13 protein-coding genes and 1 riboswitch are annotated in these 16,340 nt (G+C 37.1%); of the genes, 7 read left to right on the forward strand and 6 right to left on the reverse strand.

Going from position 1 to position 16,340, the window contains the following annotated elements:
• Positions 1–95 precede the first annotated feature (95 nt).
• The 4 genes from kimA (at position 96) to C9J35_RS13670 (ending at position 6,257) form a co-directional block, all read left to right on the forward strand.
• Entirely contained in the window at positions 96–1,919 is a 1,824-nt protein-coding gene (gene kimA / locus C9J35_RS13650; RefSeq protein WP_107924929.1) for a potassium transporter KimA, read from the forward strand.
• A gap of 172 nt (positions 1,920–2,091) precedes the next feature.
• Positions 2,092–2,193: riboswitch (purine riboswitch) on the forward strand.
• Between the two features lie 139 nt (positions 2,194–2,332).
• Entirely contained in the window at positions 2,333–2,914 is a 582-nt protein-coding gene (locus tag C9J35_RS13655) for a xanthine phosphoribosyltransferase (protein ID WP_054767917.1), read from the forward strand.
• A complete protein-coding gene (locus C9J35_RS13660) occupies positions 2,914–4,206 on the forward strand; it encodes a nucleobase:cation symporter-2 family protein (protein WP_107924930.1) in 1,293 nt (430 codons plus the stop codon). The genes C9J35_RS13655 and C9J35_RS13660 overlap by 1 nt, the downstream gene beginning before the upstream one ends.
• 1,529 nt (positions 4,207–5,735) lie before the next feature.
• Positions 5,736–6,257, forward strand: coding sequence for a DUF2179 domain-containing protein (locus C9J35_RS13670; RefSeq protein WP_107924932.1), 522 nt, complete (start codon positions 5,736–5,738; stop codon positions 6,255–6,257).
• 403 nt (positions 6,258–6,660) lie between these two features.
• Here C9J35_RS13670 and C9J35_RS13675 read toward each other — a convergent pair whose 3' ends face one another.
• Positions 6,661–7,971 (reverse strand): DUF2252 domain-containing protein, encoded by a 1,311-nt coding sequence (locus tag C9J35_RS13675; protein WP_107924933.1) that lies wholly within the window; start codon positions 7,969–7,971, stop codon positions 6,661–6,663.
• Positions 7,972–8,131: 160 nt separating this feature from the next.
• Between C9J35_RS13675 and C9J35_RS13680 the strand changes: the two genes are divergently transcribed.
• Complete coding sequence (locus C9J35_RS13680; protein WP_054767918.1) at positions 8,132–8,707, forward strand: YitT family protein; 576 nt, start codon at positions 8,132–8,134, stop codon at positions 8,705–8,707.
• Positions 8,708–8,773: 66 nt separating this feature from the next.
• On the opposite strand, the gene C9J35_RS13685 is transcribed toward C9J35_RS13680, so the two are convergent.
• The 4 genes from C9J35_RS13685 to C9J35_RS13700 form a co-directional block, all read right to left on the reverse strand.
• On the reverse strand, positions 8,774–9,649 hold the full coding sequence (locus tag C9J35_RS13685) for a DMT family transporter (protein WP_107924934.1): 876 nt from the start codon (positions 9,647–9,649) through the stop codon (positions 8,774–8,776).
• Between the two features lie 107 nt (positions 9,650–9,756).
• Positions 9,757–10,914, reverse strand: a complete 1,158-nt coding sequence (locus C9J35_RS13690; RefSeq protein ID WP_107924935.1) for a PucR family transcriptional regulator — start codon at positions 10,912–10,914, stop codon at positions 9,757–9,759.
• A gap of 289 nt (positions 10,915–11,203) precedes the next feature.
• Positions 11,204–12,622 carry an amidase gene (locus C9J35_RS13695; protein WP_107924936.1) on the reverse strand — a complete coding sequence of 473 codons (1,419 nt, stop codon included), beginning with the start codon at positions 12,620–12,622 and terminating at the stop codon, positions 11,204–11,206.
• Positions 12,612–12,797, reverse strand: coding sequence for a hypothetical protein (locus tag C9J35_RS13700; RefSeq protein WP_107924938.1), 186 nt, complete (start codon positions 12,795–12,797; stop codon positions 12,612–12,614). The genes C9J35_RS13695 and C9J35_RS13700 overlap by 11 nt, the downstream gene beginning before the upstream one ends.
• A gap of 932 nt (positions 12,798–13,729) precedes the next feature.
• Between C9J35_RS13700 and C9J35_RS13705 the strand changes: the two genes are divergently transcribed.
• Positions 13,730–14,611 (forward strand): EAL domain-containing protein, encoded by an 882-nt coding sequence (locus C9J35_RS13705; RefSeq protein WP_054767919.1) that lies wholly within the window; start codon positions 13,730–13,732, stop codon positions 14,609–14,611.
• Entirely contained in the window at positions 14,589–15,539 is a 951-nt protein-coding gene (locus C9J35_RS13710; protein ID WP_107924939.1) for a GGDEF domain-containing protein, read from the forward strand. Before C9J35_RS13705 ends, C9J35_RS13710 begins: the two co-directional genes overlap by 23 nt.
• A gap of 35 nt (positions 15,540–15,574) precedes the next feature.
• On the opposite strand, the gene C9J35_RS13715 is transcribed toward C9J35_RS13710, so the two are convergent.
• Complete coding sequence (locus tag C9J35_RS13715) at positions 15,575–16,306, reverse strand: SDR family oxidoreductase (protein ID WP_107924941.1); 732 nt, start codon at positions 16,304–16,306, stop codon at positions 15,575–15,577.
• Between the last annotated feature and the right edge of the window lie 34 nt (positions 16,307–16,340).

Consider the following 16,340-nt stretch of genomic DNA (forward strand, 5'->3'; position numbering starts at 1 on the left):
ATCGTGTTGTAGTATTGAAGCGGTAGCAAGCCTGTCTAAGCGAATATTGATTTAGAAACGAGAAACACACTCTATGAAACTAGAAGGTGTTTAGTATGGGATCTTCATTCAAACGTTATGTTATCGGAAAACCTTTAAAATCCGATGCGCTCGGGGAACAAAAGCTTAGTAAAACAAAGGCGCTTGCTATCTTATCATCGGATGCGTTGTCATCTGTTGCGTACGGACCAGAGCAAATTTTATTAGTGCTCATGACAGTAAGTGCGATTGCATTTTGGTATTCTTTACCGATAGCATTCGGAGTAGCAGTGCTGCTCGTGGCACTCATCTTATCGTATCGTCAGGTTATTTATGCCTATCCACATGGTGGTGGGGCGTATGTCGTCTCTCGTGAAAATTTAGGTGTCAATGCAGGTCTTGTAGCAGGTGGTTCACTACTCGTGGATTATATATTAACAGTTGCTGTTAGTGTTTCTGCGGGAACGGATGCTATTACTTCGGCCTTCCCAAGCTTACATGCATATAACGTAGTCATTGCTGTGTTCTTTGTTATTTGTTTAACGCTTTTAAATCTACGAGGTGTTACAGAATCTGCATCCATTTTAGCTTACCCTGTATACCTATTTGTAGCAGTAATGCTGCTATTAATTGCAGTAGGGATTTATAATGTAGCAACAGGGCAAGTACCCGCAGATCTCCATCCAAAAATAGGTACACCAGTTGCGGGGATTAGCCTGTTTCTATTATTAAAGGCATTTGCTTCAGGTAGTTCTGCTCTGACAGGTGTAGAAGCAATTTCTAATGCCATACCAAATTTTAAAAATCCTGCTCCCACAAATGCAGCTAAAACTTTACTAGCAATGGGAGGCATTTTAGCGGTGCTATTTATTGGTATCGTGAGTCTAGCCTATTTCTATGGAGTGGTACCAAATGAACAGGCAACAGTGGTATCACAAATTGCAGAGGCGAGTGTTGGGCGCAATATGTTTTACTATATTGTGCAAGGAACAACTGCAATGATATTGGTGCTTGCTGCCAATACAGGTTATTCAGCTTTTCCGTTACTTGCGGTAAATTTATCGAAGGACGGCTTTATTCCAAGAATATTTCAAATTCGTGGGGATCGTCTTGGCTATTCGAATGGCATTTTGATGCTTGGGGCAGCAGCAATTGTGCTAATTATTTTGTTTGATGGGACAACAGAGCTTTTAATTCCACTTTATGCAGTGGGTGTTTTTATCCCGTTTACATTAGCCCAGACAGGTATGATGCGAAAATGGTGGCGTGAAAAGCCAAGTGGCTGGATGGCAAAATTTACAGTGAATACGATTGGTGCAGCGATTTCATTTATTGTTGCGATGATGTTTTTTGTGACAAAGTTAGCCCAAGTATGGCCAGTATTTATATTTTTACCAATTATTATTGGGCTGTTTCATCGCATTAAGCTACATTATGATGCAGTGGGAGAACAGCTCAGATTAGATCATGTAGCATTACCGAATGTAGAGGGCAATGTCTTTATTGTGCCAGTAGCTGGCATTACTAAAGTGGTAGAAAACTCATTGCATTATGCGCAGTCGCTAAAGGTAGAGAAAATTATTGCCTTCTATGTGGCATTCGATCAAGCAGATGCAAAAGCATTTGAAGAGAAATGGAAGGCTTGGAAACCAGATGTGCGACTTGTCACTTACTATTCGCAGTATCGTAGTATTACACAACCATTGAAAAAATTTATCGACAAGGTTGAACATCAATATGCGAAAACAGATTATCAAGTTACAGTTGTCATTCCACAATTTTTACCGAAAAAAGGTTGGCATCATATGTTACACAATCAATCGAGTCTATTAATTCGTACATCGTTGTTATTTCACAAAAATGTCGTCATTATGACAGTACCTTTCCATTTATCAAAATAATGACTAGCATGGTCGAAAATAGTCTGATATAATCAGAACATTGATGTGAAACACGAACGTTCACTGTCAAAAAGTGCAGGAATACCAGTTAATTCCGAAAATTTAAAATAATCCTATTATTAATATTCATATTGAATGTACAAAAGTGGATGTTTATAATAAGGACATTCTAACAGCTTAATACCATTTCACTCATATAATAGCGAGAATAGGGCTCGCGAGTTTCTACCGATTTACCGTAAATGAATCGACTATGGGTAGCAATGTTTTAGAAGACCTCCTACAAGTTGGTGAGCCGTTTTTCTAATTGTGTCGACGTTTTTGCGCTGAACGCTTTGCTCCACTCGTAGATGATTGGAATCAAAGTATTCAGCGTTTTTTCTATTATTAATAAGAAAGAAGGATTTAAGGAAATGAAGTTATTACATGACAAAATCATGCAAGAAGGTAAAGTTTTATCTTCATCTGTATTAAAAGTAGATTCGTTTTTAAATCATCAAATTGATCCACAGCTTATGAAGGAAATTGGACATGAGTTTGCAAATCGCTTCTCTGACCAAATTATTACGAAAGTACTGACGATCGAATCTTCAGGTATTGCACCTTCAGTCATGCTTGGGCTGGAAATCGGAGCTCCAGTTGTATTTGCTCGTAAACGGAAATCTCTAACACTATCAGATAATCTTTATTCTTCCAAAGTACACTCTTTCACAAAAAACGAAACAAATGATATTTCAGTATCACGTAATTTCTTAAACGCAGACGATAATGTCTTAATCGTTGACGATTTCCTAGCAAATGGGGAAGCGGTGAAAGGATTATTAGACATCGCATCTCAAGCAGGTGCAAATGTTGTCGGAGTGGGGATTGTTATTGAAAAGGGCTTCCAAGATGGCGGGAAATTATTACGACAACAAGGTATTCGCGTGGAATCCTTAGCAATTGTCAATTCTTTAGAAGATGGCAAAGTAACATTTGCGGAGGATCGCGCGTAATGAATAACTTTAAAGCAACGACACTTGCTATTCAACACTTACTTGCGATGTATGCCGGTGCCATTTTAGTGCCGCTGATTATTGGTGGGGCACTTGGCTTTGATGCTAAACAAATGACGTACTTAGTGGCGATAGACATTATGATGTGTGGTATCGCAACACTGTTACAAGTTTATTCTGGCAAGTTTATCGGTATTGGTTTACCAGTAGTACTGGGTTGTACGTTCACAGCGGTTAGTCCGATTATCGCAATCGGAACCAATCCTGAGCAAGGGATTACAGATATCTATGGTTCGATTATTGCATCTGGTTTAATCGTGGTAGTGATTGCAGGCTTTTTTGGTAAGCTAGTGAAATTCTTCCCACCAGTTGTAACCGGTTCTGTTGTATCGATTATTGGTATCTCATTATTGCCAGTTGCATTGAACAATATGGCGGGTGGACAAGGCGCACCAGATTTTGCATCTGGTTCCAATGTTGCTTTAGCGTTTATTACATTAGCTATTATTTTAGTGGTTTATCGTTTTTCAACAGGCTTCGTCCGTGCCATTTCGATTTTAATCGGATTAGTGGCGGGTACAGTCTTAGGTATATTCATGGGTAAAGTCGATTTTAGTCCTGTTTCCGATGCAGGTGTCGTGCACATGGTACAGCCATTTTACTTCGGCATGCCAACGTTCGATGCAACCGCAATTCTTACAATGACGCTTGTAGCGATGGTTTCGCTAGTAGAATCATCAGGGGTTTATTTTGCACTTAGCGATATTTGCAATAAAAAACTAGATTCTAAAGATTTAGCGCGTGGTTATCGTTCTGAAGGTCTTGCTTCTGTCATTGGCGGTATTTTCAATGCCTTCCCATATACAACATTTTCGCAAAACGTGGGACTTACACGCATGTCTGGCGTGAAAGACCGCAAAGTTATTTATATCACAGGTGGCTTACTTGTAGCACTTGGCTTCCTACCGAAAATCGCAGCGTTAACAACAATTATTCCAACACCAGTACTTGGTGCGGCAATGCTTGCGATGTTTGGTATGGTGATTACGCAAGGTATGGGTATGTTAGTACCAGTTATGAATGAATCAGCGGAAAATGCCATGATTGCTGCGATTGCTGTCGGTCTTGGTGTCGGCGTATCTGTCGTTCCAGATATCTTTGCATCACTGCCACCGGGCGTAGCCATTTTAACGTCAAATGGCATCGTCTGTGGTTCTGTCACAGCGATTGTCCTGAACATTTTATTTAATATGATTGGCCCAAAACATAAAAATGATCCGATGCAGGGCTAATTTTACAGCAAATAATTAAATAGCTTTCATCTAAATATCCCACATATTTTGATGAAAAGAATGTTAGCAAGTCGCCTATTTTCACCTATTAATTTAGTTGAAAGTAGGTGGCTTTTTTGAATGCGAAAACACATGTTAGAAGAGTTGGGAGGAACAGACGCTATGAGCCTTGTAGCTGTTTTGTATTTAGTACTAGAACCTACATGGACAAAAGTTGCTGCTGGATATTAACGATAATCGGTCTTGCTTGGCTATATGCTGAAGGTAAAGCTATGTGGGTGGTAGCGATTCAAGTTTATACTATTTACGAGTAAAAGAAAGAATAACAAGAAAAAGCAGTGGAGCTTTAATCCACTGCTTTTTTATTCTAAGAGTTTCAAAATATCACCATTACAATAATTAATGAAAGCGCAGAAGATCCTACAAATAGAACCTTAGAATTTCTAAAAATTTCGGATTTTTTCATCAGTAATCCTAATGTCCATGTGACTACTATGAATACAAGCATAGTTATAATAAATTGGAAATTAGGAAAAGAATCACTCATTGTAGAAAAAATCAGTGTTTTAATAGTTAGGTATAAAAATAATGTTAAAAAAACGATATACCCAATTGCTATTATTATTCTTTGCAATTTTTCACCTCGTTAAGACGCTACGTTTTACTTTATAACTACATAAACGTATGAAATAATATCCAAAATTATATTATAATATAAAAATTTAGTGAGTGAAATTATAATATTTTACCTCGTTAGTTACCTATACATAATAGGAAAGCAAACAGCACGCAAACCCACGTTAAATTAACGCAAATCGTGAAAAGCTTTGTAGCATCGAGGGAACCTTAGAACGAATATAAATAAGGAGTTCGGGTGTTTGTTGCATTTAAAGTACTTGTTAGTGAAGTAATACGTTAGCCTTGATACCTTTTTTCAAATTCACTCTTTAATAAAGACATAATATGTAAAGACTCGAAACCTTTATCATTCTTTATGCATTCCCTTAATGTTCCCTCAACCATAAATCCTTGTTTTTTCTTTCACCTACTATGTATAATACAACTTGCTTGTTCGATTATCCTGCTTCGTTTTTCATTGAGTAACAAGAAACTATAGAAAACAGCCTATCGAGAAAGGTCTGTATTTCAATAAATTGTTTGCAGGATGCTTTCCAATGACTTTTGGGCACCCATTTACTGTAAACCTGATGTTTATTAAAAGGCAAAAGAGGGAAATGTTAAATCTATAACTAAATTGGTGTTACTGTTGTAGCAGAGGCATATAAAACTGATGCTGGGAATTAAAGAAATAGTTATTAGAAAAGGTTTATTAAGCAAAGAACCTGCATATAATCTATTAAACCGTATTAATGTAATTAATATAAAAAAATAGGAGTAGACCTGATAATGTTTTTAAAAGTAAATACATGTTTTAAGGCGCATTCACTATTGAATGCGACCTTTTCATTTAGATATTCATTACTATGAAATATAGTGTTTCAAAAATATAACTTCGAAAGGTCTTAAAAATGCAAAATATATTGCTGATTTTATTACTACAATTAATCTATGTACCTTTTTTAACTTTACGTACAATATTCTTAGTTAAAAATGTGACTTTACTTGCAGCGATGTTTGGTATGCTAGAAATGTTAATCTATGTGTTTGGTCTTTCGCTTGTATTTAATGGGGATCAAAGTATTTTAGCAATGATTGTTTATGCAGTTGGTTTTGGTTTGGGTATTTTTGTGGGAGCAAAAATTGAACGCAAACTTGCTATTGGCTATGTATATACGACAATTAACACACAAAATAAAAATGAAGAACTAGTTAAGCTGTTACGAAATGAAGGATTTGCAGTAACGATTTATGTTGGAGAGGGCAGAGACAGTAATCGTTATAAATACGAAATTTTGACGAAGCGAAATCGCGAGGTAGAGCTGTTTCAATTAGTAGAACAACTTGAACCGAATGCATTTATTATTTCATACGAGCCGAAGTCATTTAAAGGAGGTTTCTTGCTTGACAGAATTAGAGCAAAAGTTAAATAAGTTTTATTTTTGCGGGCTATAAGTAATAATTTATTAGAACTTTGTCGTGAGGATAGAGTTAAAATTTTCAAGGCATCATGTAGACCTTCTTCTTGAAAATCGTATAGTTATCGAAGCGTTGTAACTGTTCTTACACTTTTGAATTACAGGATAACGATTTTTCTTGTCCTAGTTATCTAAAATAATATCATGCTTGTTGAACGAGCTTACATGGAAGACAATAGGTTTTGAGAATGCACAGCATCTCAAAACCTTTTGCTTTTTTCTGTGTTTTTTGTTCGAAATTTGTGTTGACCGTGACTTAAAAATGTCCAACGTATATAATGCTGTAGCTGTTCGTTCTCGGGAAGAGGTTCTGTTTCATTTATATCTTCGCGGACCCATTATGAGCGACTTTTTTTGTTTACTCCGAAACTGTTGCTAGATGTTTAAACTTCTCTGCTACCCAATTGTTAAACAGCTCATAGTCTGCATAAACGATTTCCTTGTAGTGCATTGCTTGTAAAATCGTACTTTCAATAAAGACGTTGCGCTCCTTACCGATAGCTTTTAAAATTTCGTCCTCACTATGGTAAGTAAAAACATTGGAATAATCGATATCGGCACGTGCATGAATTTTTGCTGCGATGCGCCCCATAGTGGACGTTGTGACAAAATAATCTTCTAAGTCTTTGTAGTTTTTAGGTTTTATTTTCTTCTTATAAGGTGAACGCTCACGAATATAATATTCTTGCCCATCCATCGTGACATAAGCTAAATGGGGGTCCTCTAAATGATGCATCGCCCTTTGGGTACCGACAACACGTGCACCTTGATGTGCATAGCTAGCCCAGAAAGCTTCATTATATGGAAGGAAGTAAGCAGGAATCGCCGTACGCACTTCCTTCATTTCAAGTACTAAATCTTCTACTCCTAGAGCGTCTGTTTCGCCATCTACTAAAATATAATAGCGTTTTAAACCAATGGATGCAGTGCCTGAGCCATGTTTAACGGCAATGTCTTTAATCATGTACTTGGCAAGTACGTTAGAAATAGCTGCATATTCATCTTCAGATACAGGTTGAACTTCTTCATTCCATAGGAAAACACGCTGTCCGTTATCGTTAATGTGTGTTATATCTTGTAAAAAATGAGAACGTTGACGATTCTCAAGCTTTTTCAAGACTTTTTTAATTGGTCCCTTGGTATTGTCTTTTGTAAATGTTAGCGTTAGCGGATCATCTTGTTTACGTTGGAATCGTTTTAATTGATCCAGATAGCCTTGTAAAAAATGATGCATCGCCATTTTCTGAGCCGCAATATGTAAACCTTGTTCCTCGAGATAAAGTGAGATACTAACGCTCATACGAATAACATCGTATAAATAAGAGCCAACATAGCCTTCATCAAAATCATTGACATCAAAAACGATAGCACCTGTCTCATTTTGGAATGCACCAAAGTTATCCATATGCATATCGCCTTGAATCCAAGTAGGCCTGCTATCGGCTGTATGGAAAATCGATGGCACTTTCGTGATATCAAAATAAAATAAATAGGCACTCCCTCGGAAAAAACGAAATGGACTTTCTAGCATTGTACGATATTTCTCTAAACGCTGTTCCTCATCGAGCCCCATACGCTGGACATCAAATTCTTCGAATATTGTTGCTAGCAGTTCTTTTCGTAAAAATATCCGTGTGTGCTTTACCCGCTCAAGTAGGGCTTGCTCCATTAAAATTCCTCTTTTCATAAAATTGGTATTTTACAGTATTATACGTGGAAATTATGAAGAAGGTTTCGTTGAAATCAATGTAATTTTTGCTCATAGTAAAGTCTGTTCAATTCCATTCTTTCATAATATAGTACATGCTCAGTGCTCGGAGGGAGGTTGTATGCTTTTTCTAAAGAAAGGCTTGGTCATCATTATCGGTAGTATTTCTTTATCGTTAGGAATCAATCTATTCTTAACACCCTATGAAATTTTAGATGGAGGAGTTGTGGGATTAGCTTTAATTTTACATTATTTATATAAGCTAAAAATTGGCTTGATGATTATCATTTTAAGTATTCCAATTTTTATTATTGCTTGGTTTAAATATAGGGCTTATTTCTATAATAGTGTACATGGATTAATCGCTTCTTCACTTATTATTGATTTGTTAAAGCCAGTTCGTAACATGATTGAAATCGATGCTGTCTATAGTGCGATTTTAGGAGGTATACTTGTTGGCTTTGGTATTGGCTTGATGCTTCGATTTCAGACAAGCACTGGTGGTACTGATCTTATAGCTCAGTTTCTATGTGATAAAACAGGCATCAATGTTGGAGTCCTGATTTTTTTTATTGATTCAATCGTCATCGTATTTGGCGGGCTCCTTTTGTCTTCTAGTACGTTATTGCTTTCTATTATTACAGTATTAATGGTTGGGATTACCACGAGTATTGTTACTAGTCAAAATCATCACTAGAGACAAAAAAATAGCTCCAGCAGGCTGAAACTATTTAACATTCATTTTGTAGAAAAATACTTTTGTTTAGCTATTTAGCAGTCGTTTTTTTGGATAAGCAGGCTTAATCTCTGCGATTAATATAGCCAATAAAATTAGCACCGCACCGATAATCATACGGCCAGTTAGTACTTCATGTAAAAATATTACCGATAACACCATACCGAAAAAGGATTCAGTTGATAGAATAATTGCTGCTTTTGTAGCCGTGGTATATTGATTTGCCACATTTTGAAAGAGGTAAGCAATCGTAGTGGAAAAAATGGCTAAATAGACAATTGAATAGATGGCTTCTTTTTCAAGTGTTGCTGGTATTTCACCTGTACTGATTACTACCACGATTCCTATGAATGATGCTGTTATAAATTGAATAATCGTGAGTGCAATAGCATCTTCTTTTTGTACGAAAAGATTTGTACAAAAAATATCAAATGCAAAGGCAACCGCACATGCTAGTGACAAGATGTCACCAATATTCATCGTCATAGATCCTTGTAATGATAAACAACCTATCCCTACAATCGCCATCATCGAGCCAATTATTTCATAGCCATCAATACGTCGTTTATAAACGGCAAAGGCAATGATTGGTACAATGATGACGTTAACAGCGGTTAAGAATGCATTTTTAGATGGTGTTGTATATTGCAAACCAACTGTTTGAAGAGCGAAGGCAATATATAATATAGTGCCTAATAGCACACCTTTCCATATAACTGATTTACTAGCCTTTTTTAATCTGTATCCAAATAAGACTGTCAGTATAATGGAAGCTAATAAGAACCTTCCTGCCATTACTTGATAAGCAGTTAAATATTCTAATGCGATGGCAGTAATCACGAATCCACTACCCCAAACAATTGCAGTAACAAGTAGCATACCATCAGCTATGTATTGTTTCATCTTTCTTCCTCCTGACTTAAATAAGGATAGCATGAGAAGGAAGAAAATAATTTGACTGTAATTCTAAACTTTCAGGCGTTTTTTTGTACTTATTCCAAAGCTGACAATCATTCTTTAACTTTGCTATGTAGTAAGTACAATTTAACGGCTGTCGATAAGCGTTCATAAAATACATAATCATTTTCTAAAGGAGCTATTAGTTGGCGTATTTTTGTCATGCGATAGCGTATGGTGTTAGGATGGCAGAAGTGTGCAACAGCTACTTCTTTAATATTTCCTTTTTTTATCACAAAGGTTATAGCTGTGTTCATTAAATCAGGGTCTACCTTATTCTCTAGTAGGGGGCCTAAGTAATTATTCACATAATCCATAGCAAAGTGTGCGTCCTTACGATGCAATTCAATAAGCAGACAATCAGATGCCAGATTTTTATAATGATAAGTAGGGATTGTGTAAATTTCTGCCATGATACGAGAGAAGTAGGCTTCCCGAACGGCTAGATGAAGCTTTACCTCTGTTAAATGTACATTACTATAACCAATAAAGAGATTCTCTGTTGCAATATCATACATCGTTAGCCATTCGTTAAGTAGCTTTTCAAATTGAAGCTGCTGAGATGGATGGGTCATCAGGATAAACATGCTTTTTTTAAAAGTACATATAATGCCTGATTTCAATAGAGGCTCTAAGTTGAAAAAGTTTTCCATCCATTGCGTATTAACCATTTGGTTCATTTGAACATTTGCAACAAACACATACTTTTCAAAAGTTTTATTCATTTGTTGTAGAAAGGATTTTATTTGTTCATCCGATAGTTCCTCGTTAATTAGACGTCCCATGATGGTTGCTAAAAAGAATGTGTAATCTTGTGTTTTCGCAAAAGCCATTGTTTCTAAAATGATTTTTTCAAAAAATTCATCCCCACCAAATCGTAATATCGGGAAATGATGTTCATCTGCCAAGGCGAGGACTTCTTCTGGCAAATCATTATAAATAACTGGCTTATAAGCTAAAGCACTAGCATCTAGCTGGATAAGACTTTTCACAGCATTTAATAAATACTCGGGCTCTTGTTTTGCAAATAATAAACTGCTTAGAACAACGCTATTTGGTGTGAAAACCGTTTCTCTAACAGTTTGTATATCAGGCGAAAATTCAAAATCTAGAATTTCTACATTGTGAACAGGTTTATGTAAACCATTGCGACCAGCAACGACTGTAAATGCCTTGGTAATAGGTAGTTGTAAAAAGTTTTTTACGTTCATAAGGGGATCTAGCAACCTTTCTGGTAATGGATTTGAGTTAATAGTTTATATACTTATTATAAAATCTATTATCACTTAAATGAATCAATTTCATAATTCACTTTCATAACGGCGAATATTAACTAAAAAAATAAAGGAATTGTTCCTAATCATATAGGGATATTCCGCTACAGGTGGGCGCTTTCCGCGGGCAAGCACCGAGCTGCTTCGGGGAACAGGTTGTTGGACAAAAGGGGTTAATAAAGTAAAAAGCCGCCCACGAATGGACGGCTACATAGTATCTACTATTTTAAATGTTAGCGAAAATATTAGGCTTTCTGTTTTTCATCGGGTTCGTTTGTTCAATAGCATAACCAACGTTTAGGATACGGCCTTCTTTAAAGGCTGGTCCAATGATTTGTAGACCAATAGGTAAGTTGCCTTTGAAACCACAAGGAACAGAGAGTGCCGGTAAACCTGTTAAGTTACTAGGACCAGTAAAACGAATAATATTGTCAATCAAATCTACTTTTTCGCCATTTAGTTCGGCAAAATCATCTCCGATACTACTAGCTACAACAGGTAAGGTTGGTGTAATCATTACATCAACCTGATTGAAAATTTGGGTGAATTCTTGCTTGATTTGTCTACGTACCTGTTGAGCCTGTAAATAATCAACAGCAGAAGGTAATTCACCAAGTTCAAATAATAGACGAATATCATCCCCGAAATCTTGTGGTCTTTTCAGTAAGTCAGAGTGATGAATAGCAGCTGCCTCCGAAAGGGATGTAATGAGCTCAGCCCATTCTGCATACTGTAAGGATGGAATTTTTACAACCTCAACCCTTGCTCCTTGGTCAACTAAACTTTGAATGCTTGCACGAACAGCACGATCCACATCTGAATCTACGCGATTAAAGAAATAATCCTCATTGACGCCGATGACTAAATCTTTAACATTGCCTGAAAGCTGCTGTACATAATTATCAGCTGCTACATCCACACATGTTGGGTCACGATGATCAAAGCCTGAAATAATTTCAAGCATACCAGCAGCGTCTTTGACTGTCTTTGTCATTGGACCGATATGATCTAGACTCCAAGCAAGTGGGTAACAGCCATATTTACTAACACGACCGTGAGTAGGCTTTAAACCAACAATTCCACATGCAGATGAAGGGATACGAATTGAACCTGCTGTATCTGTGCCTAATGAAGCAACGCTCGCTCCTGCTGCAACAGCTGCACCAGAGCCTCCGCTAGAGCCACCTGGAATTTTATCTAAATCCCATGGGTTCCGTACAGGTCCGTAATGAGGATTGTTATTTGTAATACCCCAAGCATACTCGTGCATACTCAATTTTCCAGTGAAAATAACGCCCGCATCACGGAGCTTTTCCACAACAGTCGCATCATATTGTGACACGAAATCCTTATGAATTTTCGAGGACATCGTTGTTATTTTATCTTTAAAATATAAATTATCTTTTAATGCCATTGGAATGCCATGGTACATGCCGCGATACTGCCCATTTAAAATTTCTTTTTCTGCTTCTTTAGCATGAGCTAAAGCTTCATCATGATAAAAAGCCATATAAGAATTGATCTTTGGTTGACTTTCCTCAGCGAAATTTAAAATTGCCTTCGTCAGTTCGACGGGAGAGAGTGTTTTATGTTCAATTAAGGGTGCCAATTCTTCTACAGATTTCAAATGTAAATCAGTTGTCAATATGGTCACCTCCTGGTATGTTGCGAATAGCGATATCCGCGTCATCAATGGCAATGCCTTCTAAATTGCTACGAAGTGATTGCATGCCTTCCCATCGTGTTTTAAGTAGCTCAAGGTGTTCAGATTTTGCTTCAATTCCTTTGTTCTCCAATAGTTGTTGAATAGACAATCTCATTCACGTGATCCTCCCTTGATAATAATTTACCCCGCTTTAACGGTCAGTAGAAACCCGCCTCAACTTGAAAGCTGAGAACGAGTAAAGTAAAACGGGCAATCAACTGACTGTAAAAGCCCGATTGGTTCAACGAACAAACACTGGGGAAGAAAACCCAGTGAATGAAGTTTCACTTTATCCCGCTTTAACGGTCAGTAGAAACCCACCTCAACTTAAAAGCTGAGAACGAGTAAAGTAAAACGGGCAATCAACTGACTGTAAAAGCCCGATTGGTTCAACGAACAATCACTGGCCCAGTGATTGAAGTTTCACTTTATCCCGCTTTAACGGTCAGTAGAAACCCGCCTCAACTTGAAAGCTGAGAACGAGTAAAGTAAAACGGGCAATCAACTGACTGTAAAAGCCCGATTGGTTCAACGAACAATCACTGGGGAAGAAAACCCAGTGATTGAAGTTTCACTTTACCCCGCTTTAACGGTCAGTAGAAACCCGCCTCAACTTGAAAGCTGAGAACGAGTAAAGTAAAACGGGCAATCAACTGACCGTAAAAGCCCGATTGGTTCAACGAACAATCACTGGCCCAGTGATTGAAGTTTCACTTTATCTAAATAGGTATTTCCTATAAAGAACAAAATTGATTATCTATCATTGTTCTACCAAATGAAACACAAATTCTTATAAAAGGTAATAAAATACTATTATAACAAGCATACACTATTCGTAAATTATATCAAATAAATAGAATGTCATATAATGTCGTTCATGTAAATATTACTATAATTAAGGAAAACTAATGGATGATCTTTTTCTAGCGACTGCTACGCCTTGCTTTGGTAGGAGTATTCGCACTAGCTCTTTTTACATGTTATTCACAGTACATTTACAATGGAAGCGTACAATAGCTATTAATAACCAATTTAAGAGGTGCGAGAATGGAGTCTGTTGTGAGACAAAGTGTAAAATCAAGCAGTTTATTTTCCTATATAAAATATCTTTATGACCAGCATCAAAACAATACTTTATATATGAGGCGATTAAAGGCATTAAAAAAAATCATCCAAGACAAGGATTTGCATACATATTTTCAACCGATAGTCGATTTGCATTCAAAGCAAACGATGGGATTTGAGGCATTAAATCGACCGGAGGCTTCAGATTTGTTTAGCAATGTCGACCATTTTTATGAGTTTGTAGGGCAAACAGATTGTGTGTTTTTATTTGAATGCTTTTGTCGTAACCTATCCTTGCAACGTTTTAAAGAACGATTGCCCGGAGATATAATGCACAAAGATTTTATGCTTTTTCTTAATATTCATCCCAATGTATTATTAGATAAAAAGTATCATAGTGGTGAAACACTACAATTGTTAACGGAGCTTGGCATAAAACCACAGCAGGTTGTTTTTGAGTTGACGGAACGTAGCGCAGTAATCGATTTTGTGGAGTTTGAACGGGTATTATCAAATTATCGTTCACAGGGCTATCGTATTGCAGTGGATGATGTAGGTTCTGGCTACAATAGCTTAAAAACGCTTATTTATTTAAAGCCAGAGTTTATTAAGCTAGATCGTTCATTAATTCAATTTATAGATAAAAATCATGAACAACAGCAGCTTGTCACATTGCTAATGAAGTATGCTGTACAAGCTGAAACCAAAATCATCGCAGAAGGCATTGAACGTCAAGAGGAGCTCGATTATTTACATCAAATAGGCATCCATTACGCACAAGGATATGCATTAGGGAAGCCTGCAAAGGACATACATTTGGGGAAAATAAGGATGGGTGACCATGAAAATAGGGGAAGTCATTGAGAACGTTCCTTGTATTGATGAATATGTAAAAAACAAAGAGGTAGATTTACTTTTTACAAGTAATCCGTCAATGCGAAGTGTTGTGGTTGTTCAAGAAGGTAGACCAATTGGACATATAACACGCACACATTTCTATCAAAAAATTGGTACACGTTATGGCTATAATTTATTTATGGGTCGCCAAAATCAGCTTATTATTAAAGAAAATCCGCTAATTGTTGATAGATGCATACCTATTACGGAAGTAAGTACAGAAGCGATGCAACGACCGGCAGAAGATTTATATGACGATGTAATTGTGACGAAGGATGGTTATTTTTTTGGGGTTGTTAGCATTCGAGAACTATTGTTAAAGTTGGTAGAAACACAGGTAGCTATTGCGAGCTTCTTAAATCCTCTTAGTAGTTTACCTGGCAATAAATTAATCGATGACAAGCTAGAAGAAACCTTGGAGTTTCGGCAATATAGTCTCATTTATTTTGATTTAGATCATTTTAAATCCTATAATGACACGTATGGCTTTAATAAGGGTGATAAAATACTGCGTTATTTAACGGAAATATTGAAAAAGAATATAGCTGGGACACATGATTTTCTAGGGCATATTGGAGGAGATGACTTTGTTGCCATCGTTCCACATTATGAGGTAAGGGTAATTTGTCAGCGGATTATTGACGAGTTTGATTCGCAAATCTTAGGATTTTACGAACTTGAAGACATTGTACATTTACAAGTTCCAAATAGAATAGGTAAACTACAACCCTTCACCTGTACCTCACTTTCTATTGCAGTAGTTACAAATGAACATCGACAGTTTGACTCTGTTGAACAATTATCAGATGCGATTACTCGCATCAAAAAAGAATGCAAGAAAATCTCAGGAAGCTGTTATCTTATCAATGGCAAAGAAACCTACCTCGTTCATTAAAAGAGGCAGGTTTCTTTTCGTTGTTGGGTTACTCCTTAATAAGTACTCCAGCCAGCATCAGCTGCTATTGCTACACCATTAATTAGACCAGAATCTTCAGATGCCAGGAATAGTGCAATATTGGCGATATCTGAAACTTGTCCTGCTTTTGGCATTAAGCTTACGCCACGAACTGATTGCTCCATTCCGAATGGATTTACGTTGGTCATCGCAGCGGCAAAGCCTGTTTCTACATGCCCCGGTGCAATGGCATTGCAACGAATATTTTGTGGGCCGTAATGTGAAGCGATGTTTTTTGTCATGCCAACAACTGCATGTTTAGCATTTGTATAAGCTAGACCACCACGTCCACCCGTTAAACCAGCAATCAAGGCCATATTGACAATTGTTCCGCCACCATTTTCGATAAGTACTGGTAAGGCTTGGCGTATGGCACGCATCATCCCTGTTACATTAATGTCCATAACGCGTTGGCATACCGTATCTTGCACATTTGCTGTAGCCTGCATATTGTCACCAACTCCTGCATTGTTGACTAAAATATCTATACGACCGAAATGAACAACTGCATCGACGTTTACTTTTACACCAAAGGCGTCATAACCAGCCTCGTTAAATTCAGTGACTGTTGTCTTTAAAGCATCTTCATTGCAGTCTGCAATAACTACCTTCGCACCTGCTTGAGCATATTTACGTGCGATTTCTTTGCCGATACCTGCACCACTACCTGTAATAATAGCTACTTTGTTTTGTAATTTCCCACTCAATCTTCTCCTCTTTCCTGAAAAAAAGTTTAGCTTT

It is taken from the genome of Lysinibacillus parviboronicapiens (assembly GCF_003049575.1).
Taxonomy (GTDB): Bacteria; Bacillota; Bacilli; order Bacillales_A; family Planococcaceae; genus Lysinibacillus; species Lysinibacillus parviboronicapiens.